Below are 20774 nucleotides of genomic sequence, written 5' to 3'. Positions count from 1 at the left end.
CGTGAGGTAGCATTGTAGAGCGATTCATGTATAATGGAGTTGGAATGAAAAAGGAGTGAATAATTTGAAGCCGCAAGTGATTAGTATTGTAGGTCCAACAGCGGTTGGAAAATCAGAGTTAGCTGTACAGATTGCCCATCAATTTAATGGTGAAGTGATAAGTGGGGATTCTATGCAAATCTATAAATCGATGGATATAGGAACGGCTAAAGTTACGGAAGAAGAGACAGAAGGTATTCCTCACCACATGATTAATATTAAAGAACCGAATGAATCTTTTTCCGTAGCAGAATTTCAAGAAAGAGTCAGCTTGTTAATTAGTGAAATTACTTCACGGCAGCGTCTTCCTGTAATTGTTGGTGGAACAGGATTATACATACAGGCTGTATTGTATGACTTTAATTTTTCAAGTGAAAAAAGAAATCCTGACATCGTAGAAAAATTAGAACAAGAAGCTGCTGAGCAAGGGATTGAAAGTTTATATAATAGGCTCAAAACCATTGATCCAGCCCAGGCAGCGAAAGTGCACCCGAATAACGAAAGAAGAGTGATAAGAGCTCTTGAGGTCTATGAAACCACTGGACAAACTTTGAGTCATAATCACGACGACCAGAGTCAAAACTCACCCTACATCCCTCATATAATAGGTCTTGAAATGGAAAGAACCGCTTTATATGACCGCATAAATACCAGGGTAGATGAAATGCTTGACCAAGGATTGGAGGAAGAGGTCCGCTCCCTTTATGACCAAGGGTTTGAGAACTGTCAATCAATGAAAGCAATTGGTTATAAGGAATTTATTCCATACTTTAAAGGTGAATATAGTTACGAGCGTGCTGTAGAGCTCTTAAAGCGAAATTCCAGGCGGTATGCAAAAAGGCAGTTTACCTACTTTAAAAATAAGCTCAACGTCCAATGGTATAGTGTAAATCCACTGAAAAAAAATGATAAAAATGAAAAAATTTTGATGGATTTAGCAGGAATGCTCGAAGAAACCTAGAATGGTAATAATATAGATAGAAAAGAGGAGGAAGATGTATGGCACAGTCAGTAAATATTCAAGACAATTACTTAAATCAATTAAGAAAAGAGCGGGTTCAAGTTACCGTTTTTCTACTTAATGGCTTTCAACTAAGGGGTGTTATTAAAGCTTTTGATAATTTCACCGTGATGCTCGAAACAGACGGTAAACAGCAGCTTATCTTCAAGCATGCGATTTCCACGTTTGCCCCTGCGAAAAATATTGCCCTCGATAAAGAGCAATAAATACAAACCGCTGCTACGACCATCGGTTTATCGTATATACTAAAAAACGAGCGCTTGTCCAGCGCTCGTTTTTCTATGGGTGAATGGGCATTTGTCACGAATTTTCTTTTCTAGCGTATGATACATGGAAGCTAGGAGGGATCTGCATGAGTCAACAAGCGAAATTAGGGAGTCAAAATAAAATTAATATTGTACTTAAGCAAGATTATAGAACAAATGAAGCTGCCGGGCAGCCTTCGATACAAAAGGTTAATCCCCCTTATTTTCGTTTTATCGAGAACTACTTTTCATCAATCGTTGGGTTACATGATCTTAAGCATCAAATTAAGGAAATCTATGCTCAAGTATTAATCGAACAGAAACGTAAGGAAAGCGGACTTAAAACCAATCATCAAGTATGGCATATGATCTTTAAAGGGAATCCCGGCACAGGAAAAACAACAGTGGCAAGAAAAGTAGCCCAGTTATTTCAAGAAATGAACGTATTAGAAAGTGGTCATCTAATAGAAGCTGACAGGGGTGAATTAGTCGGTGAGTATATTGGTCATACGGCTCAAAAAACAAAAGATTTAATAACAAAATCTCTCGGAGGCATCTTATTTATAGATGAAGCTTATTCGTTAGCTCGAGGCGGAGAGAAGGATTTTGGTAAAGAAGCAATTGATACGCTTGTTAAATGTATGGAAGATTACCATGACCAGCTTATTATAATATTGGCTGGCTATCCTATTGAAATGGAAGACTTTCTAAATATGAATCCTGGATTAGCTTCGCGATTTCCACTCCAGCTGAATTTTCATGATTATTCCGCTAATGAATTGTCTGCCATTGCTAAAGTTATGCTAAAAGAGAAAGACTACGCACTAACCCATCAAGCTGAAAGAAAGTTATATGATCATTTAGCAGAAGTGAGCTATTATCCTCCTCGAAACTTTGCCAATGCAAGGTATGTGAGAAATCTTATTGAGGATGCGATTCGAAAACATGCTTATCGATTGGCAAATCGGGTAGACTGGAATAAAAAAGATTTAATGATGTTAGAGCCATCTGACTTCCATTTCGATTAGTTGTATTAGATAGAGCATCCAATCTGCTAAAAAAGGTGGTAGAAAACTTGGAAAAAGAAAAAGTAGTATTAGTTGCAAGAAAAGCCCCACGACAAGATGAAGAACGGTTTCATTCTTCGTTAGAAGAATTACAATCCTTAACAGAAACAGCTGGCGGGGAGGTATGTGAAGTCATAGTTCAAAACCGTGAGCACATCCACCCCGCTACTTATTTAGGGGAGGGTAAGCTGGAAGAAATAAAATTCTCGGCGGATGAAACAGAAGCCGAGATTGTTATATTTAATGATGAACTTTCGCCTGGTCAGCTGCGGAACATAAGTGATCGAGTAGAGCGCAGGGTAATTGATCGAAGTCAGCTCATTTTAGATATTTTTGCAAGTCGTGCCCGAACGAAAGAAGGGAAGCTGCAAGTGGAACTCGCTCAGCTGCAGTATTTACTGCCACGCCTTTCCGGGCAGGGAACGGAACTTTCTCGCCTTGGTGGTGGAATCGGAACAAGAGGACCAGGGGAAACAAAACTGGAAACTGATCGACGCCACATCCAGCGTAGAATTGATGATATAAAAAGAAGACTAAAAACGGTTGTAAAACAACGAGAGCAGTATCGTAAACGCCGGGATGAGAATTATGCATTTCAAATTGCCATCGTCGGGTATACAAACGCCGGCAAGTCCACCTTCTTTAACCGGCTCACGTCTAGTGATTCTTTTGAGGAAAACTTGTTATTTGCCACCTTGGATCCGCTCACAAGACAGATTAGTCTTCCGTCAGGTTTTCAAGCATTGCTCTCTGACACTGTAGGTTTTATTCAAGATCTTCCTACCACATTGATTGCTGCGTTTCGGTCCACACTAGAGGAAGTCACGGAAGCGGATTTTATCTTGCATCTTGTTGATGCTTCACACCCAGACCATGTGGAGCAGGAAAAAACGGTAAATCGTCTGCTTGACGATTTAGAAGCCTCTCATTTACCTAAGCTTACGGTTTATAATAAGATGGACCTTATCTCGGACGTGTTTATCCCGTCTGTGCACCCTTCGATCAAAGCAAGTGTAAAAGATCCCATTGACATCAAGCGGATTACGAATAAAATTGAATCCGTACTAACAGAGGAATGGGAGCATTATCACGCTTTTATCGAAGCTTCTTCAGGTAAACAATTACAGCAGCTTAAAAACCACAGTATAGTGACCCGGATTCGATTTATGGAAGACCAGGAAGGGTACGCAGTTGAAGGATATATTCATCCAGAGCACCCTTTAAAGTCAAGTTTATTAAGATAGGAAGATGGAATAATGGAGGAACTCGTTCAAAAAGTTGAAGAAACCATTCAACCACAGCACAAACATGTACAAACTATCGTAGATAATAATCAGGAAAAGGTTTTGCAGGCATTTCAAAATTTAAGAGTATCCGATTCGCACTTTAGTCCGACTACAGGGTATGGTTATGACGACTTTGGGCGAGACACACTTGAAGCGCTCTATGCTGAAATTTTTAAAGCGGAAGACGCAATTGTTCGCCCTCAATTAATTTCAGGTACTCACGCGATTACAACGGCCCTCTTTGGAGTATTACGTCCTGGAGACGAGCTGTTATATATCACAGGTGCTCCTTACGATACATTAGAGGAAGTAATCGGCAAACCAAACCAAAAGGATAGTGGCTCTCTTCGTGATTTTGGGATTACATATAACTCATTGCCTCTAAAAGAAAATGGGGAAGTGGATGAACATGAGGTTCGCAAGGCAATTAATAATAAGACAAAAGTTGTTGCGATTCAACGGTCTAAAGGCTATGCTGATCGACCTTCATTTCCTATCTCTGAGATAGAGCGTATGATTGAGGTCGTTCGTTCGATGAATCGTGAACTTATAGTATTTGTGGACAACTGCTATGGCGAGTTTGTTGAAACGAGAGAACCTGTTGAGGTTGGTGCAGACTTAATGGCCGGTTCTTTAATTAAGAACCCCGGTGGAGGAATAGCAAGGATTGGAGGCTACATCGCCGGGAGGTCTGACTTAATTGAACAATGCAGCTATCGATTGACAGCTCCTGGCTTAGGTAAAGAAACAGGTCCCAGTTTAAATACTCTTCAAGAAATGTATCAAGGAATCTTTTTAGCCCCGCACGTAGTCGGAGAAGCGTTAAAAGGAGCAATATTTACTTCAAAGCTGCTAGAAACAAAAGGTTTCCAAACTTCTCCTGCCTATGATGAATACCGAACAGATTTAATCCAGTCTGTGAACTTTGAGACAGCTGACCAGATGATCGCTTTTTGCCAATCGATTCAATCTGCCTCTCCTATAAATTCTCACGTGACGCCTCATCCCAGTGCTATGCCTGGTTATGAGAGTGATGTTATTATGGCGGCTGGCACATTCATTCAAGGGGCAAGTTTAGAACTCACCGCTGATGGTCCTATTCGACCTCCTTATATGGCATTTGTACAAGGAGGCTTAACCTATTCACATGTAAAAATTGCTGTTGTAAAAGCTTTGAAAAATGCGGAAGCTAGAAAAAAGAACAGATAAGCTTAAGAACCCTGCCATAATTTTTCGAAAATTTCGATGTGAACTTTCGTCACATATGTTGACATATTATGACCTTAACGTATAATGAAGGTAGAATTTCTATTTGGGGGGTGGCACATCGATGAGTGACGAAATTCGTCGTTCTATGCCGTTGTTCCCGATGGGGATTGTACAATCACTAACTGATCTTTCAGCCCGGCAAATCAGGTATTATGAACAACATCAGCTTGTAAATCCAGCTAGATCTGACGGCAACCGCCGGCTTTTCTCGTTTAATGATGTTGATCGTTTACTTGAGATCAAATCCTTAATTGAAAAAGGCGTAAATATGGCTGGAATAAAACAAGTGTTGTCAATTACTCATCAGCCGGAGAATGAACCGTATGATGAAAAAGAAGTCGAAGAGGTTCACAATGAACTTACCGACAAAGAGCTTCGTCGTATGCTGCAACAGGAACTTTTCACCGCAGGGAGACAGGGAAAAATGAGTTTAAGACAGGGAGAAATGTCAAGATTCTTCCACTAATTGTCGTACTAGGAGGAGTAAGATGGGTTTAACTAGAGAAGAAATTTACAAAAAGATTGATGAAGAAAATGTAAAATTTATCCGCCTTCAATTTACGGATATGTTAGGGACAATAAAAAATGTTGAAATCCCTTTCAGCCAATTAGATAAGGCTTTAGACGGCATGATGATGTTTGATGGTTCTTCCATCGAAGGATTTGTTCGTATTGAAGAATCTGATATGTACTTAGTACCTGACCTTGATACGTTCGTTGTATTCCCATGGTCATCTGAAAAAGGGAAGGTAGCACGTTTTATTTGTGATATTTATAATCCAGATAAAACTCCTTTTGAAGGCTGCCCTCGTTATAACTTAAAGCGTAACCTTAAGAAAATGGAAGAGTTAGGTTTCTCTGCGTTTAATATTGGAACAGAACCAGAATTCTTCTTATTTAAACTAGATGAAAACAATGAGCCGACGTTAGAATTGAACGATAAAGGCGGATATTTTGATTTAGCACCAACAGATTTAGGTGAGAACTGCCGTCGTGACATCGTCTTAGAATTAGAAGAAATGGGCTTTGAAATTGAAGCTTCTCACCACGAAGTAGCCCCGGGTCAACATGAGATTGACTTTAAATATTCTGATGCAGTTAAACACTGTGATGACATTCAGACGTTTAAACTTGCTGTTAAAACAATCGCCCGCCAGCACGGTCTTCATGCTACTTTCATGCCGAAGCCGTTGTTTGGTGTAAACGGTTCAGGAATGCACGCTAACATGTCTCTATTTAACGAGGACGGCAATGCTTTCTTTGATGAAGGTGGAAAAGAGCAGCTTTCCGAAGTGGCTTACCAGTTTACAGCGGGTATTATTAAGCACGCAACGAACTTTACAGCTGTTACGAATCCAACAGTTAACTCTTATAAGCGTCTTGTGCCTGGTTACGAAGCTCCTTGTTACGTAGCTTGGTCTGGACAAAACCGCAGTCCATTGGTACGAGTACCTACTTCACGTGGGTTAAGTACACGTATAGAAGTACGTAGCGTGGATCCGGCAGCAAACCCGTATATGGCAATGTCTGTATTGCTTGCTGCAGGTCTTGATGGTGTAGAAAACAAACTGGAAGCTCCATCTCCTGTCGATCGTAACATCTATGTTATGAACAAAAAAGAACGCGAAGCACATGGTGTACAGGATCTTCCTGCTACATTGTATGATGCATTAGAAGAGCTTCAAAAAGATGAAATCATGATGAAAGCTCTAGGTGAGCACTTATTTGAGCACTTTATTGAAGCGAAAGAAATTGAATGGGACATGTTCCGTACGCAAGTACACCCATGGGAAAGAGAACAGTATTTACAAACTTATTAATAATGAAACCTCTTAACGTTTAATGCGTTAAGAGGTTTTTTATGTACAAGCAAGACGTACTTTGGAATAACTTAATCTGCACTCACAAATATATGAAACGTGAAGAAAAATTGAAAGTGATTTTTTGTGGTGGCTTTTAAAAGAATGTTCATATGAGGAAATGGCTCAACAAAATCAACATATTAGTCTTTTCCCTACGCGGGACAACGGAAAGGTTTATGCGCGCTGTGCTAAATTATACATTAACGAAAAGAGTCAATCTTATCACTTAAAACATCGTTTATCAGAGAAAATAAAACTTGTTCTTTAATCTCTATATAATCCGTATTCATTTTAATGCGATGACTGCGGAATAGAAAAGCATCATGTAAATAAAAAATTCGTGGTGTAGCCTGCCAAGTGTGTTCATTAATAAGGCCCCATAGATATTCCTCAAAATCTTTCGTGCAGTTCAATTGTTCACAACATATTTGAATATCTTTCTTTTTCACTTCTATTGCACCTTCGAATAAGTTCTTGCGTACAAGTTCCCACCACATTTCAGATCGTACGAATTCTCGATAATCTTCATTTTTCACAACATTTGTTGTGTTATTTTTTATTAAAGATGTCTCTGGTACGCGATCTTTAATAAACCCCCATAAATCTGATTCATTAATTTTCCATCCTTTTTTTCTAGAGGTCGGTGGGATGCCTTTTAGCGTCCCGTTTCGCAGCCAACGACGTAGGCTTTCTTTGTTCTTTGTTATTTTATATTGTTTCAATTTTTCTAATGCTTGTTCGACATTATATTGTATCATATGCGCTCCTTAATAAAACAATTGTTGTAATAAAATATACAATAATTGTTTTAATTTATCAAAACCTTTAGAAAAATATTTTCTGCCGGCGGTTACAAACTTATTTTGTCGATTTTTTTAAACTGCTTCATTTCTATACGTCGCCATTGTTCTTCTTTATTTGCAGGCTGCTATAAGTATATTAGCATTGGAATGCTGAACAGGTTTTAGTTTCTAGTAATTAAAGAATTTTGTGTATGAAGCTAAATAATTAGGAAGGATTGCAGGATTTAAACGGATATACATGGAAAGTAATTTAGGATGAATTCTTTTTACGGAATGATTGAGATGAGAGTCTATATTTTAATGGAAGGAAAAATTATGAAGGAGGAAATAATAATGAACATCAAAACTGCTGATATATGTGATCGTGTGCCAGAAAAGGTAAGAATTGTTGAACCTTCATTTTTAAGTTTAGGGAAAAAGGAAAGGTTTTTTGGACCTATTTTCACTGTTAAGGTGAAAGACGATAATGTTCTTGTTAAGAAGGCGCTGGAAACAATCCCTTCAGGCAGCGTGCTAGTTGTCGATGGAGCAGCTTCTAAAAATTGTGCATTATTAGGAGGGAACTTAGCAGAAATAGCTGCCAAAAAAGGCTTAGCAGGAATTATCATTAATGGGTATATTAGAGATCGTATAGAACTCCGCGAAGCTGAAACAGGGGTCATCGCGTTAGGAAGCCTCCCTCTAAAAAGCCGAAAAGAAGGAAAAGGAGAAGAAAATATAGCTCTAGAGTTTGGTAATGTTGTTTGGAATCCAAACGATTATGTTTATGTAGATGAAGATGGTATTCTGGTAGCCTCTGAAAATTTACATGATTAATACGACAGCCTGCCAGGATTATTAAAGTGTACTACTTCAGGTTATTCGCAAATATAGGGTATTTTCTGAAATAATGAGCCTTTAGAGCTTCTCCCTAGTACTATATAAGAGAAAGAATAAAAAATCAGCTGACCAAATTGAAGTCAGCTGATTTTTTATGCGCGGGGATTCTATTGCCCCAAGTTAAAAAATTAGTGTACCGTTCGATATAATCCTACTACTCGGCCCAGGATAGACACATCATTTAAAATAATCGGCTCCATCGTGGCGTTTTCCGGCTGTAAGCGAATGTGGTTGCTTTCTTTAAAGAATCTTTTCACAGTAGCTTCTTCGTCATCTGTCATTGCTACCACAATATCACCATTATTAGCTGTCGTCTGCTGCCTGACGATGACCATGTCGCCATCTAGTATTCCTGCTTCTATCATACTTTCCCCTTGTACGACAAGCACGAACGTGTTGTCATCTCCCCCGGCTAAAGAGTCAGGGAGAGGCACATACTCTTCAATGTTTTCTATGGCCGTAATGGGAGATCCTGCCGTTACTTTACCAATAACAGGGGCGTATGCAGCTTCTGTACGAGGTATACTTGAATCTTCCTCTAATTCAATAACTTCGATTGCTCTCGGCTTAGTAGGATCTCTGCGGATAAAACCTTTCTTTTCCAGCCTTGACAGGTGGCCGTGAACAGTAGAACTTGAAGCTAGCCCGACAGATTGGCCTATCTCTCTTACAGATGGTGGATAACCTTTTAATAGTACTTGTTCTTTAATATAGTCTAGTATTTCTTGCTGTCTTTTTGAAAGTTTACTCATATTTAAACACCTCGAACATAGGATTATAGTAGTTTCATTCTATCATGTGCTGTCCAAAAACACAAACAAGCGTTCGAAAAAAATGTTTGACAAGAACGGACGTTCGTATATAATGAAATTAACAAATGAGAACAGATGTTTTCGGGAACGCTTGTTCTTAATGGGGAGAGTGTTTAATATGTTTAACAAACTTTCAAAACTGGACGTCACTTATATTCTATTATTTGCAGCAAGCCTGGCTTTCTTATACTATTCCATGGTAACGAGTGTTTAATGAAATAGGCCAGAGAAGGGGTTACTGTAAATGAAAGCTATTTTATATTGTCGAGTAAGTACGGAAAAAGAAGAGCAAGTAAGTTCATTAGCTAGACAAAAAGCGGAATTAACAGCATTGGCCGAAAATAGATCTATAGAAATTATAGAATGCATTGAGGAACAGGCCAGCGGATATGAAATAGAACGAGATGGTGTGTTTCGGATGCTTGATTTGTTTTCAACTGAGCAAGCTGATGTGCTGTTTATACAAGATGAAACAAGGCTGGGACGTGGTAATACAAAGATAGCTTTGTTTCATCAACTTCAAAAATTAAATGTTAAAATCTATTCATTGACTGAGCAAGGTGAATTCACAATGTCAGAATCTGATTCAATGGTGTTGCAAATCGTAGGTATAGTTGAAGAATATCAGCGAAAGATTCATAATATGAAAATTCGCAGAGGAATGAGAAAAGCAGTAGAAAATGGATATAACCCTCAAAAGAACTTATCCAACCAACACCTAGCACCAGGAAGAGAAAGAGTGGAGTTTCCAATTGAAGAAGTCGTTAGACTGAGAGATAATAAGCTTACTTTTAATGAAATTGCAGCTACCCTTCGGGGATTAGGGTTTGATGTTTCAAAAGCTACTGTACATAGAAGATACAGAGAGTTTGTCTCACTTGAAAAACTAAATGAAGAGCGTTAATATAGTGAAAAGACAAGTGTCGAATCGACTCTTGTCTTTTCTTTAGATCCTCACATTAAAGGAGAATTTTAAATGATTTCTAACGAAAAGTTAAATCGTATAAATGAGCTTTCTCATAAGTCCAAGGAAGAAGGACTTACGGATAAAGAAAAAGAAGAACAACAGGAACTACGTCAAGAATATTTAAAAAACGTTCGAAAGTCTTTTAAAAACCAGCTGAAAGGCATGAAAGTAGTTGATCCCGAAGGTAACGACGTCACTCCTGAGAAGCTGAAGAGAATGCAAGAAAATGAGAAAAAGCATTAATAACCGCACGCACATGATGTGCGGTTTTTTGTTTATTTTTTAAGGGTCGGGGGAAATTAAATGAGTGACTCCTGAAGAAAATCCGTTGTGAAACTTGTCACGTACTTCATTTCATTATACGATAATACATGTTACATACGCGCTAGAAGAAAGGGGAAATTATTTTGGCAAACAGTATTGAACAAACTTCCATTAATACAATACGTACACTAACTATTGATGCAGTTGAAAAAGCAAGCTCGGGCCATCCGGGAATGCCTATGGGGGCTGCGCCTATGGCGTATACGTTATGGACACAATTTATGAATCATAACCCTAATAATTCAGATTGGTTCAATAGAGACCGATTTGTTTTATCAGCCGGTCACGGATCTATGCTTTTATATAGCCTGCTTCACCTTTCCGGCTATAAAGTAACCATTGATGATTTAAAAGAATTCCGTCAGTGGGACTCCAAAACACCTGGTCATCCAGAATATGGACACACAGACGGTGTGGAAGCAACCACAGGACCGCTAGGTCAAGGATTAGCCATGGCAACTGGAATGGCAATGGCAGAAGCGCATTTAAGCGCGAAATATAATAGAGATCAATACAATGTTGTTGATCACTATACATTTGCTATTTGTGGTGATGGGGACCTGATGGAAGGTGTTTCTCAAGAATCAGCTTCGCTTGCCGGTCATTTAGGACTTGGAAAGTTAGTCGTACTATACGATTCTAATGATATCTCACTTGATGGAGATTTGAACCGTTCATTTAGTGAAAGTGTTGAAAAGCGTTATGAAGCTTATGGATGGCAAGTAATCCGTGTAGAAAATGGTACAGATACTGAAGAAATAGCTAATGCTATTGAGAAAGCGAAACAAAACACAGACCAACCTACAATGATTGAAGTTAAAACGGTTATTGGTTATGGGTCACCTAACAAATCAGGAAAATCTGATTCTCACGGCGCGCCATTAGGCGAAGAGGAAGTCACAGCAACGAAAGAATATTACAAGTGGGGGCACGAACCATTTCATGTACCTGACGAAGTGTATGAAGACTTCAGCAACAAAGTGAAAGATAATGGTGCGAAAAAAGAATCGGAATGGAATGACATATTTAATGAATACAAACAGAAATATCCTGAATTAGCTGAAGAATTTGAATTAGCTAAAGAAGGTAAGCTGCCAGAAGGGTGGGAAGAGAATCTTCCAAGCTTTGAACCAGGTGAAGATAACCTGGCTACTCGTGCAGCTTCTGGTGAAGTAATTAATTCTTTATCAAAAGCGATTCCTTACTTCTTCGGCGGAAGTGCTGATTTAGCTGGTTCAAACAAAACAGCTGTTAAAGAGGAAGAAGATTTTTCACGACATAATTATGCAGGCCGAAATATTTGGTTCGGAGTACGCGAATTTGCGATGGCTGCTGCGTTAAACGGCATGGCGCTTCACGGTGGTTTGAAAGTGTATGCTGGAACGTTCTTCGTATTCAGCGATTACTTGCGTCCGGCCCTTCGTTTATCTGCGCTTATGAACTTGCCTGTTAATTATGTATTAACGCATGATTCTGTTGCAGTAGGAGAAGACGGTCCAACTCACGAACCAATTGAACAGCTTTCTTCTTTAAGGGCTGTACCTAATCTGTCAGTTGTTCGACCGGCTGATGGGAACGAAACTAGTGCGGCCTGGAGAATTGCTTTAGAATCAAATACAACACCAAATGCTCTTGTTCTTACGCGACAAGGTCTTCCGACTCTTGATGGGACAAAAGAGAAAGCGTACGAAGGTGTAAAACGAGGCGCATATGTGCTTGTTGATTCTGACAAAGAAACACCTGATGGCATTCTTTTAGCTTCTGGTTCAGAAGTCCAGCTTGCTGTTAAAGCGCAAGAAGAACTGAAAACTAAAGGGTATGATGTTCGCGTTGTCAGCGTTCCTTCCTTTGATCGTTTCCAAGCTCAAAACGACGATTATAAAGAAAGTGTACTGCCTAACAATGTAAGACAACGTCTTGCTGTTGAAATGGGTGCATCCTTTGGCTGGGAGCGCTATGTAGGGCTTGATGGAGTCGTTATCGGTATCGACCGTTTTGGAGCGTCTGCACCAGGTAACACCATTATTGAGAAATTTGGTTTTACCGTAGACAATGTTGTGAAGCATGCTGAAAACCTAATGAGTAATTAAGTAAAAAACTACTGCACACTTTCAAGTGTGCAGTAGTTAGCTTTACATAAAGAAAATTTGACAAAAGTATCTTCGAGCAGCTGACATAATGTGACAAACTAATTCTACCTTGATCGATATAATACTTTCAAGGAGGGATGGTCGCATGCAATTTGCGGTATACGCTGTAAAACGTGAAGTTACTGAAAAATATTATTATAAAGTAGACTTGCTGAAGCGTTTTTTCGAAGAATGCCATAATTTTTCAAATTCCCCTATTTACATGAATCAATTAGATTATATTACGACTCATTTCTCTTTCTATGATTGGTTGAAAAAAATTCATGGAAACCATAGAGATTTGGAAGAGAGATTATTCGATTGTGAAATAAATTATGATATACTAGATGGTAAGAATTGCTGTTGTCTATTTCAGTGTGACAGCCTCTGGCAAGCAGAACGGGTTTTATTTCAACCGCTAAGAATGTGTGATCAAACGTTTTTTATTATTGAAGAAAGCGGAGAACATTACGGATGGATTTCCCCTCTTATAAGTCAGCGTCTGTTATCGTAAAATGCTCTATTGTATTCATCTGATCATTTTACTATACTGTTATGGGAGACAACACGAAGGAGGAAGACGTTGATATGACTTTGGGCATCGTATGGGTAATCATCATTGCTCTTTTAGCTCTAGTTGGTGGCGTAGCTTTAGGCTTCTTCATTGCTAGAAGATACATGATGAACTATTTAAAGAAAAACCCGCCGATTAATGAGCAAATGCTGCGTACATTGATGATGCAAATGGGCCAGAAGCCTTCGCAGAAGAAGATCAATCAGATGATGCGAGCTATGAACAATCAGCAGACCAAATAAAAAAGCTAAAGCCTTCACTTCTATTATATGGGAGTGAAGGCTTTTTTATAATTTAGGAAGCTTTGTTTCATAATATGTTCACACTTCCATTATCGTTTTTTTAGTATCCGTCTGATACAATAAAGGGCGAGTATGTTGATGGGGGACGTGTAACTATGACAGATGTAAATGTATTTCTTGCTTTTGGAGCTGGGTTTCTTTCTTTTATTTCACCTTGTGTCCTCCCTTTGTATCCAGCTTTTCTATCGTACATAACAGGTATGAGTGTCAGTGAACTAAGGGACGAAAATGGTATGCTGACGAGACGCAGTATACTCCATACTGTGTTGTTCTTGCTGGGTTTTTCCACCATATTTTTACTTCTAGGATTTTCCGGCTCTTTCTTTGCTCAACTGTTGATTCAAAATGAAGATTTAATTCGACGCTTAGGCGCTGTATTAATCATCTTCTTCGGGTTTGTTATTATTGGAGTATTTAATTTTCAATTCCTTATGAAGGATCGTAAAATTACTTTTAAAAATCGTCCAGCTGGTTATATTGGTTCTTTTATAATTGGTTTAACATTCTCTTTAGGGTGGACACCTTGCACAGGTCCTATTCTTTCAGCTGTCTTAGTATTAGGGGCAGATCAACCCGATTTATTCTTAGTGATGATGGTAGCTTATTCTTTAGGCTTCTCGTTACCGTTTTTAATTCTGTCGTTTTTCATTGGAAAAATGGGATGGATTAAGCGTTACAGCAGCCGTATTGTGAAGGTCGGCGGTTATATTATGATTTTTATGGGCGTTGCGCTGTATTTTGACTGGATGACGCGGCTTACCTCTTACCTGGCTGGATTATTTGGATTTCAAGGATTCTAAAGCATGGATTTTGTAGAAAAAATGTATTATCATTAGAGAAGTATGGATGTTGATAGAAAGGGTTTTTATATGACTAGAGCGAACGATTTAATTTTACGAACGACGACGTCGTTAATTGCCTTTATTTTACTGGGGTTTTCAGTGTACTTGTTTTTTGCTGGACATAATAAACCCGGTGGAGGATTTATTGGGGGATTAATGGCTGCAGCAGCACTAGTTCTCATGTATATGGCTTATGGATTAAATGCTATTAGAAAAGTTATTCGGGTGAATTACTTGTACATGATTTTTACAGGATTAATTATAGCTGTTGGTACTGGTGTTGGTGCCTTTTTATTTAACGCACCATTCTTAACACAGAACTTCGGCTATTTTCAGCTTCCTATTCTGGGGCGTACTGAACTGGCTACGGCTTTACTATTTGACCTTGGTGTGTACTTAACCGTCATCGGAGTTACCATGACGATCATATTAACGGTAGCGGATGATCGAGAAGAAAGCTAATTACAGTGAACGGATGAAAGAGTGAACGTTATGTTTTGGATAATTTCTAGTTCCATAATGGCTGCAGCTATGGCGGTCGTAATGATTTTTGTGCGCTTACGTGCAGCCAAAAGGCCTGCGAGCGTAAAAAAGATTATTCTGCCTCCGTTTATGATGAGTACGGGGGCACTAATGTTTTTATTTCCAATGTTTCGTGTCGAATGGACACAAGTCCTAGAAGCCGTGTTTATTGGAGCCGTATTTTCTATATTCCTTATTCGATCCTCAAAGTTTGAGGTGCGTGAAGGGAATATTTACTTAAAGCCTTCCAGAGCTTTTGTGTTCATTCTTTTTGGATTATTAATTCTACGAATTGTATTGAAGATTATTATTGGTTCTTCGATATCTTTTGGTGAAACGAGCGGAATGTTTTTCCTTTTGGCTCTTGGAATGATATTAACTTGGCGGATTGCTATGCTCAAACAATTTCTTAGACTTGAAAAAACACTGCCGTCTTAAAAAGATCGTGCTCTTTAATAGAGCACGATTTTTAACTTGTAGAGAAACCTTAAAGAGTGTAGAATTCCTTGCTTTAGAGATGTAAAGGAACGACTTCCTTTCCGCGGGAAAATGGTGTGCCTCCTCGGGCTTTATCAGCCTCCAGGGTCACACCTGATTCCCATTTCCTTCAGGAGTCTCGCCGTTTCCTCAAACCCTTTTTAGAGATAGATCTAAGGCGTTCACATTACGAAGGTTTCAACATTACATTTTGGTCAAAGGAACGGAAAAAGTGCCGACTTCTGCGGGACGAGCAGTCAAGAGAAGCCCTGCAGGTACTAGACGTCACACCAGGAAACATTCATGATTCCAAGCCTTATTTACAACGTTTAGACCGTCAGATCGAGCGATTCGAATTTGATATTGAAGCTGTTGGTTTATATGCGGATACTTGACTAACCCCATTTGTCACGGCCTCGCTCAAAGAGATGTATTTGGAGTTATTGCCCGCTGCCGATTCCAAACGAGGAAAAGGGAAGGGGCTTTCGCTCCTGCCGGCAAGAAAAAAAGCTTGCTGAGAAACTGGGGTTTCTCCACAAGCTGAAGATTGTGCTCTTTAATAGAGTACGATCTTTTTTATTGTTCAAATAATGGTTGGTAGGGAGTAATATCAATCTGTTTTTCTTCAAGTTTCTTAATAAGAAATTTATGATCTCTTTTAGGGGTTGCTAAAATATACCCTTCAATAATAATATCTTCGGTAATCTCTCGACTATTTTTTTCCAGTGCTACTTGTCCGATACGGCCTGCAATTTTTTGCTTTGCCACGTCGCGAAATAATTCAGGGACAGGGGAAACAAGTTCTTCAAGCAATGCTTTTTGCTCGTTCGACCACATATGAATGGTCTGATCTACATAATATTCTTCCCAATCCATTGTTGATTTTCCATCTTCTTTCGGCATTCTCTTTAAAAACTTCCGAAACATAAAAAAGCCGCCAATGCTCATAAGGCCGATCATTAAAACTATCCACCCTATGATAAACAGGGCAAAACCGCCTGACATAAAACATCACCTGTTTCATTTAATAAGTATTATCATTTATTATAAAACCATATGATTCGAAAGACAAGCTACTTTCCAACTGTGTCGAAATCATAAAAAATTTGCGTAAATATTTTACTTATAAATCGTTTTCATATACAATAAAGGATGCATATTTGTGGACTTTTCAGAAAAAGAAAGCAAATGACACATTGGGGAATGGCAATACCGATCAAGGAATATGCCATTTAATTATTGAAGAGGGGGTAAAAGGAATTATGGCTAGCAATGCATTTAATGCTCGCAAACAATTTGATTTGAATGGCCAAACGTACAACTATTACGAACTAAAAGCCTTAGAAGATGCGGGACATGGCAAGATTTCTCGTCTGCCTTTTTCGATCCGTATTCTACTTGAATCTCTGCTTCGTCAACATGATGGTCGTGTTATTAAAGATGAACATGTAGAGAGTTTAGCAAACTGGGGAACTAGTAATTCTAAAGGGGAGGATGTACCATTTAAGCCTTCTCGCGTAATCTTACAGGACTTTACCGGGGTACCTGCTGTAGTAGATTTAGCATCACTGCGTAAAGCGATGGTAGATTTAGGAGGCAGCCCTGATAAAATCAACCCGGAAGTGCCAGTAGATCTTGTTATTGATCACTCTGTACAAGTAGACAAGTATGGTACACCTGATTCACTGAATGTGAATATGGAGCTTGAGTTTGAACGTAACCAAGAACGTTATGAGTTTTTACATTGGGCTCAAAAAGCCTTTGATAATTATCGTGCAGTTCCTCCAGCAACTGGGATTGTTCACCAAGTTAACTTAGAATACATTGCCAATGTTGTTCATGCAATAGAGAATGATGAGGGCACTTATGATACTTACCCGGATACACTGGTTGGAACCGACTCGCATACTACGATGATCAATGGTCTTGGTATCTTAGGATGGGGTGTAGGCGGAATCGAAGCTGAAGCGGGAATGCTTGGACAGCCATCATACTTTCCTGCTCCAGAGGTTATCGGTGTTAAGCTAAACGGTAGCTTCCCTCAAGGGACGACAGCTACGGATTTAGCTCTTAAAGTGACACAAAAATTAAGACAACAAAACGTGGTTGGAAAATTTGTAGAGTTTTTCGGTCCTGGTCTTCAAGAGATGCCGCTGGCCGATCGTGCTACGATTTCCAATATGGCGCCTGAATATGGGGCTACCTGCGGTTTCTTCCCTGTAGATAATGAATCCCTTGAGTACTTGCGTCTAACAGGCCGTAGTGAAGAACAAATCGAAATAGTTGAAAAATACTGTAAAGAAAACAGCCTCTGGTATGATCCTTCACTAGAAGACCCTGAATTTACTAAGCTGGTTGAAATCGATCTCGGAGAACTGGAACCTAACTTATCTGGTCCTAAACGTCCTCAAGATCTCATTCCGCTTTCTCAAATGAAGAAATCATTTGAAAAAGCAATTACAGGTCCTGCTGGAAACCACGGATTCGGGCTTGATAAGAAGGAGTTCGACAAAGAAGTTGAAGTCGAATTTGCTAATGGTAAAAAATCTGTTATGAAAACAGGAGCTCTTGCGATCGCAGCGATCACTTCTTGTACAAACACCTCAAACCCTCACGTTATGTTAGGGGCAGGTCTTGTAGCTAAAAAAGCTGTAGATCTTGGGTTAGACGTTCCTGACTATGTAAAAACGTCTCTAGCTCCTGGTTCGAAAGTTGTAACTAGATATTTGGAAGACTCAGGCTTAATGCAGTATTTAGATAAGCTAGGGTTTAACCTTGTCGGCTATGGCTGTACAACTTGTATTGGTAACTCCGGTCCACTATTGCCTGAAATTGAGCAAGCAATTGCAGACAGTGATCTCACAGCTTCTTCCGTACTTTCAGGTAACCGTAACTTTGAAGGCCGTATTCACCCGCTGGTAAAAGCCAACTACCTTGCGTCACCACCTCTAGTAGTTGCCTACGCATTAGCTGGAACGGTTGATATCGATCTTAAAAATGAACCGCTTGGAACTGATACTGAAGGTAAACCAGTTTACTTTAATGATGTTTGGCCTTCTCAAGAAGAGATTAAAGCGGAAGTAGCACGCGTTGTAACGCCGGAGATCTTCCGCAAAGAGTATGAGAATGTCTTTAATTCTAATGAAAAGTGGAATGAAATTAATACTACAGATGAACCACTTTACGACTGGAATGATGATTCCACGTATATTCAAAATCCACCTTTCTTTGAAGGACTTGCCCCTGATCCTGAGACGGTTAAGCCATTAAACAATTTACGGGTAATCGGTAAGTTTGGTGATTCTGTAACGACTGACCATATTTCTCCAGCCGGTGCCATTCCAAAAGCAATGCCTGCCGGTGAATATTTGATCGAGAAAAATGTTTCACCTCGTAATTTTAATTCTTACGGTTCCCGCCGTGGTAATCATGAAGTAATGATGAGAGGAACATTCGCTAATATCCGTATTCGTAACGAGTTAGCACCTGGTACAGAAGGCGGCTACACAACGTACTGGCCAACTGAAGAAGTAATGCCAATTTATACAGCTGCTATGAAATATAAGCAAGATGAAACTTCATTAGCTGTTATTGCTGGAGACGACTACGGAATGGGCAGCTCACGAGACTGGGCAGCAAAAGGTACGGACCTATTAGGCATTAAGACTGTTATTGCTCAAAGCTTCGAGCGTATTCACCGTTCCAACCTAGTTATGATGGGGGTACTGCCTTTACAGTTTAAAGAAGGCGATACGATCGAGTCTCTAGGCTTAACTGGACGTGAATCTTTAGATGTAGATGTAGATGAGTCCGTAAAACCTCGTGACTTAGTTAAGGTAACGGCTACAGCTGAAGATGGAACGAAGAAAGAATTTGAAGTTATCGCACGATTTGATAGTGAGGTTGAAGTAGATTACTATCGTCATGGCGGTATTCTTCAGATGGTTCTGCGTAATAAACTGAGCTAATTTCAATTGGAAAACCTGCTGTTTTAGAACAGCAGGTTTTTTCTTTTTGTAAAAATCAATTATAATAAGTAGTGGTTGAGTTTTATTTGGAAGTTTTGATTCATATCTTTTATTAACAAAGTAAAAAATAAAGTCTGTGGTTATAAAGGAAGGTTTTTCGATGATTAAACAAATAGGTGCTGCTTTGTTCCTGCTTGTGTTGGTTGGTTTTATCGTTTATAACGAGGTGGGAAAAGAAGAGACCGACAACTCATCAGACGAATTACAAGAATATGATGCATCTGGTGATACAAGTCAGGAAGGAACATCTATCTCCCCGCCAAATGCACCTTCTGGTTTGCAAGTAGGAGATCAAGCCCCTGATTTTGAACTTGAAACTCTTGATGGAAAAAATGTAAAACTTTCAGAGTTAGAAGGACAAAAGGTATTTCTTAATTTCTGGGCAACATGGTGTCCGCCATGTAAAGAAGAAATGCCGGAAATGGAGAAGTTTCACGAGGAATACGGTGATGAAGTGGTTGTATTAGCCGTCAATGCCACAGAGACAGAGAGCAACGAAAGTGATGTGGATAAGTACATTGAAGAAGAAGGATATACGTTCCCCATACTGTTAGATAAAGACTCTAAAGTAAACAATGATTATCAAGCAATGTCAATTCCAACTACGTATTTTATTGGGACGGACGGCCAAGTTCAAGAACCTAGAAAAGTGGGACCAATGAGTTTTGATTTCATGATCGAGATGAAAGATGCTCTGAATTAAGTATATCCACGTAAAATATGGGAATCCTTTTTAGGTAAAGGAGTGGATTCCATTGAGACAGAAACAAAAGATTACCTATCAGGAACGTGTTCAGGAGAACATTAAAATGATTTTGGAAGACCAAAAATTAATGGATCAAATTGAAGATCGTATTGAAGAGCGTCATCATCAGCGGATTAAAAAAATTCCTTCTTAATTATTAGAAGGAATTTTTTTGTATAATTTATGAAAAGCTTCAAAAGATAATTTGAGATGATAAATAAGGAGGAGAGAAAGAATGTCAAAGCAAAAACCAAATCCAGACAATCGAGAAGATAATGTAGAACGATTACAAGAAGCCGTTCAAAATACGATAGAAAATATCGAAGCTTCCCATGAAACAATGAGCATGTCTAATGAAAAAGACAAGGCTCAAATTGAGAGAAAAAATGAGAAACGAGAAGAATCCCTCGAAGCCATGAGACAAGAAATTAGTGATGAAGCTCGCCATCAAGAATAATTAACTGATAAAGCTGCTCTTATCTAAAGAGCAGCTTTTTAACTGTCTCCGAACCGAAACTTAAAATGCAAAGCTGTAGATCTAACATCCAGCTTCAGCATCAGACACTCGCTTTCTAAGTAAT

23 protein-coding genes and 1 pseudogene are annotated in these 20774 nt (G+C 39.1%); 21 read left to right on the top strand and 3 right to left on the bottom strand.

Annotated features, from left to right (window positions below):
• The first annotated feature begins 64 nt into the window (after window positions 1-64).
• The 7 genes from miaA (at window position 65) to glnA (ending at window position 6747) form a co-directional block, all read left to right on the top strand.
• Window positions 65-1000, top strand: a complete 936-nt coding sequence (gene miaA, locus ACGTNH_RS10865; protein ID WP_394586777.1) for a tRNA (adenosine(37)-N6)-dimethylallyltransferase MiaA — start codon at window positions 65-67, stop codon at window positions 998-1000.
• A gap of 38 nt (window positions 1001-1038) precedes the next feature.
• On the top strand, window positions 1039-1266 hold the full coding sequence (gene hfq, locus ACGTNH_RS10860) for an RNA chaperone Hfq (RefSeq protein WP_188375993.1): 228 nt from the start codon (window positions 1039-1041) through the stop codon (window positions 1264-1266).
• 146 nt (window positions 1267-1412) lie between these two features.
• A complete protein-coding gene (locus ACGTNH_RS10855) occupies window positions 1413-2333 on the top strand; it encodes an AAA family ATPase (RefSeq protein WP_394586774.1) in 921 nt (306 codons plus the stop codon).
• 47 nt (window positions 2334-2380) lie between these two features.
• Window positions 2381-3616 carry a GTPase HflX gene (gene hflX / locus ACGTNH_RS10850; RefSeq protein WP_394586772.1) on the top strand — a complete coding sequence of 412 codons (1236 nt, stop codon included), beginning with the start codon at window positions 2381-2383 and terminating at the stop codon, window positions 3614-3616.
• Window positions 3617-3628: 12 nt separating this feature from the next.
• A complete protein-coding gene (locus ACGTNH_RS10845) occupies window positions 3629-4867 on the top strand; it encodes a methionine gamma-lyase family protein (protein ID WP_394586770.1) in 1239 nt (412 codons plus the stop codon).
• Window positions 4868-4988: 121 nt separating this feature from the next.
• The gene (locus ACGTNH_RS10840) at window positions 4989-5393 is read left to right on the top strand and encodes a MerR family transcriptional regulator (RefSeq protein WP_394586768.1); all 405 of its coding nucleotides are present in this window, start codon (window positions 4989-4991) and stop codon (window positions 5391-5393) included.
• Between the two features lie 22 nt (window positions 5394-5415).
• Window positions 5416-6747, top strand: a complete 1332-nt coding sequence (glnA, locus tag ACGTNH_RS10835; protein WP_394586766.1) for a type I glutamate--ammonia ligase — start codon at window positions 5416-5418, stop codon at window positions 6745-6747.
• Between the two features lie 242 nt (window positions 6748-6989).
• Here glnA and ACGTNH_RS10830 read toward each other — a convergent pair whose 3' ends face one another.
• Window positions 6990-7547: a hypothetical protein gene (locus ACGTNH_RS10830; RefSeq protein ID WP_394586764.1), complete on the bottom strand. Its 558-nt coding sequence runs from the start codon at window positions 7545-7547 to the stop codon at window positions 6990-6992.
• A 378-nt stretch (window positions 7548-7925) separates the two neighbouring features.
• On the opposite strand from ACGTNH_RS10830, the gene rraA reads away from it, so the two are divergent.
• On the top strand, window positions 7926-8408 hold the full coding sequence (rraA, locus tag ACGTNH_RS10825) for a ribonuclease E activity regulator RraA (RefSeq protein ID WP_394586763.1): 483 nt from the start codon (window positions 7926-7928) through the stop codon (window positions 8406-8408).
• 191 nt (window positions 8409-8599) lie between these two features.
• Here rraA and lexA read toward each other — a convergent pair whose 3' ends face one another.
• The gene (lexA, locus tag ACGTNH_RS10820) at window positions 8600-9223 is read right to left on the bottom strand and encodes a transcriptional repressor LexA (protein ID WP_394586761.1); all 624 of its coding nucleotides are present in this window, start codon (window positions 9221-9223) and stop codon (window positions 8600-8602) included.
• A 304-nt stretch (window positions 9224-9527) separates the two neighbouring features.
• Between lexA and ACGTNH_RS10815 the strand changes: the two genes are divergently transcribed.
• From ACGTNH_RS10815 to ACGTNH_RS10775, 9 genes and pseudogenes are all read left to right on the top strand, one after another.
• Window positions 9528-10187, top strand: coding sequence for a YneB family resolvase-like protein (locus ACGTNH_RS10815; RefSeq protein ID WP_394586759.1), 660 nt, complete (start codon window positions 9528-9530; stop codon window positions 10185-10187).
• A 72-nt stretch (window positions 10188-10259) separates the two neighbouring features.
• Window positions 10260-10493 carry a DUF896 domain-containing protein gene (locus ACGTNH_RS10810; RefSeq protein ID WP_394586757.1) on the top strand — a complete coding sequence of 78 codons (234 nt, stop codon included), beginning with the start codon at window positions 10260-10262 and terminating at the stop codon, window positions 10491-10493.
• Window positions 10494-10657: 164 nt separating this feature from the next.
• Window positions 10658-12664 carry a transketolase gene (gene tkt, locus ACGTNH_RS10805; protein ID WP_394586755.1) on the top strand — a complete coding sequence of 669 codons (2007 nt, stop codon included), beginning with the start codon at window positions 10658-10660 and terminating at the stop codon, window positions 12662-12664.
• Window positions 12665-12809: 145 nt separating this feature from the next.
• Window positions 12810-13217, top strand: a complete 408-nt coding sequence (gene sirA, locus ACGTNH_RS10800) for a sporulation inhibitor of replication protein SirA (protein WP_394586753.1) — start codon at window positions 12810-12812, stop codon at window positions 13215-13217.
• Between the two features lie 74 nt (window positions 13218-13291).
• Entirely contained in the window at window positions 13292-13519 is a 228-nt protein-coding gene (locus ACGTNH_RS10795; protein WP_373868063.1) for a YneF family protein, read from the top strand.
• Between the two features lie 155 nt (window positions 13520-13674).
• Complete coding sequence (locus tag ACGTNH_RS10790) at window positions 13675-14379, top strand: cytochrome c biogenesis CcdA family protein (protein WP_394586750.1); 705 nt, start codon at window positions 13675-13677, stop codon at window positions 14377-14379.
• A 69-nt stretch (window positions 14380-14448) separates the two neighbouring features.
• Window positions 14449-14883: a Na(+)/H(+) antiporter subunit B gene (locus tag ACGTNH_RS10785; RefSeq protein WP_394586748.1), complete on the top strand. Its 435-nt coding sequence runs from the start codon at window positions 14449-14451 to the stop codon at window positions 14881-14883.
• 30 nt (window positions 14884-14913) lie between these two features.
• Window positions 14914-15381 carry a CcdC family protein gene (locus ACGTNH_RS10780; RefSeq protein ID WP_394586746.1) on the top strand — a complete coding sequence of 156 codons (468 nt, stop codon included), beginning with the start codon at window positions 14914-14916 and terminating at the stop codon, window positions 15379-15381.
• 323 nt (window positions 15382-15704) lie between these two features.
• Window positions 15705-15892: pseudogene (locus ACGTNH_RS10775) on the top strand (IS5/IS1182 family transposase); the annotation flags it as partial.
• A 104-nt stretch (window positions 15893-15996) separates the two neighbouring features.
• On the opposite strand, the gene ACGTNH_RS10770 reads toward ACGTNH_RS10775, so the two are convergent.
• Entirely contained in the window at window positions 15997-16425 is a 429-nt protein-coding gene (locus ACGTNH_RS10770) for a DUF2621 domain-containing protein (RefSeq protein ID WP_394586744.1), read from the bottom strand.
• A 257-nt stretch (window positions 16426-16682) separates the two neighbouring features.
• Here ACGTNH_RS10770 and acnA point away from each other — a divergent pair, with 257 nt between their 5' ends.
• From acnA to tlp, 4 genes are all read left to right on the top strand, one after another.
• Window positions 16683-19388: an aconitate hydratase AcnA gene (gene acnA, locus ACGTNH_RS10765; RefSeq protein ID WP_394587691.1), complete on the top strand. Its 2706-nt coding sequence runs from the start codon at window positions 16683-16685 to the stop codon at window positions 19386-19388.
• Window positions 19389-19548: 160 nt separating this feature from the next.
• The gene (locus ACGTNH_RS10760) at window positions 19549-20151 is read left to right on the top strand and encodes a TlpA family protein disulfide reductase (protein WP_394586742.1); all 603 of its coding nucleotides are present in this window, start codon (window positions 19549-19551) and stop codon (window positions 20149-20151) included.
• Between the two features lie 52 nt (window positions 20152-20203).
• Complete coding sequence (locus ACGTNH_RS10755) at window positions 20204-20347, top strand: FbpB family small basic protein (RefSeq protein WP_394586740.1); 144 nt, start codon at window positions 20204-20206, stop codon at window positions 20345-20347.
• Window positions 20348-20428: 81 nt separating this feature from the next.
• Window positions 20429-20650: a small acid-soluble spore protein Tlp gene (tlp, locus tag ACGTNH_RS10750; RefSeq protein WP_394586738.1), complete on the top strand. Its 222-nt coding sequence runs from the start codon at window positions 20429-20431 to the stop codon at window positions 20648-20650.
• The last annotated feature ends 124 nt before the right edge of the window (window positions 20651-20774 follow it).

Origin of the sequence: Halobacillus sp. B23F22_1, from assembly GCF_043497005.1 — a bacterium.
Classification (GTDB): Bacteria; Bacillota; Bacilli; order Bacillales; family Halobacillaceae; genus Halobacillus_A.
The sequence above is the reverse complement of the archived record's forward strand: the minus strand, read 5'-3'. Positions and strand labels throughout refer to the sequence as shown.

Coding starts and splice junctions, on each gene's coding strand:
- hfq (WP_188375993.1), top strand. CDS start 1,039: ATGGCACAGTCAGTAAATATTCAAGACAATTACTTAAATCAATTAAGA.
- ACGTNH_RS10855 (WP_394586774.1), top strand. CDS start 1,413: ATGAGTCAACAAGCGAAATTAGGGAGTCAAAATAAAATTAATATTGTA.
- ACGTNH_RS10845 (WP_394586770.1), top strand. CDS start 3,629: ATGGAGGAACTCGTTCAAAAAGTTGAAGAAACCATTCAACCACAGCAC.
- ACGTNH_RS10840 (WP_394586768.1), top strand. CDS start 4,989: ATGAGTGACGAAATTCGTCGTTCTATGCCGTTGTTCCCGATGGGGATT.
- glnA (WP_394586766.1), top strand. CDS start 5,416: ATGGGTTTAACTAGAGAAGAAATTTACAAAAAGATTGATGAAGAAAAT.
- ACGTNH_RS10830 (WP_394586764.1), bottom strand. CDS start 7,547: ATGATACAATATAATGTCGAACAAGCATTAGAAAAATTGAAACAATAT.
- rraA (WP_394586763.1), top strand. CDS start 7,926: ATGAACATCAAAACTGCTGATATATGTGATCGTGTGCCAGAAAAGGTA.
- lexA (WP_394586761.1), bottom strand. CDS start 9,223: ATGAGTAAACTTTCAAAAAGACAGCAAGAAATACTAGACTATATTAAA.
- ACGTNH_RS10815 (WP_394586759.1), top strand. CDS start 9,528: ATGAAAGCTATTTTATATTGTCGAGTAAGTACGGAAAAAGAAGAGCAA.
- ACGTNH_RS10810 (WP_394586757.1), top strand. CDS start 10,260: ATGATTTCTAACGAAAAGTTAAATCGTATAAATGAGCTTTCTCATAAG.
- sirA (WP_394586753.1), top strand. CDS start 12,810: ATGCAATTTGCGGTATACGCTGTAAAACGTGAAGTTACTGAAAAATAT.
- ACGTNH_RS10795 (WP_373868063.1), top strand. CDS start 13,292: ATGACTTTGGGCATCGTATGGGTAATCATCATTGCTCTTTTAGCTCTA.
- ACGTNH_RS10790 (WP_394586750.1), top strand. CDS start 13,675: ATGACAGATGTAAATGTATTTCTTGCTTTTGGAGCTGGGTTTCTTTCT.
- ACGTNH_RS10785 (WP_394586748.1), top strand. CDS start 14,449: ATGACTAGAGCGAACGATTTAATTTTACGAACGACGACGTCGTTAATT.
- ACGTNH_RS10780 (WP_394586746.1), top strand. CDS start 14,914: ATGTTTTGGATAATTTCTAGTTCCATAATGGCTGCAGCTATGGCGGTC.
- ACGTNH_RS10770 (WP_394586744.1), bottom strand. CDS start 16,425: ATGTCAGGCGGTTTTGCCCTGTTTATCATAGGGTGGATAGTTTTAATG.
- acnA (WP_394587691.1), top strand. CDS start 16,683: ATGGCTAGCAATGCATTTAATGCTCGCAAACAATTTGATTTGAATGGC.
- ACGTNH_RS10760 (WP_394586742.1), top strand. CDS start 19,549: ATGATTAAACAAATAGGTGCTGCTTTGTTCCTGCTTGTGTTGGTTGGT.
- tlp (WP_394586738.1), top strand. CDS start 20,429: ATGTCAAAGCAAAAACCAAATCCAGACAATCGAGAAGATAATGTAGAA.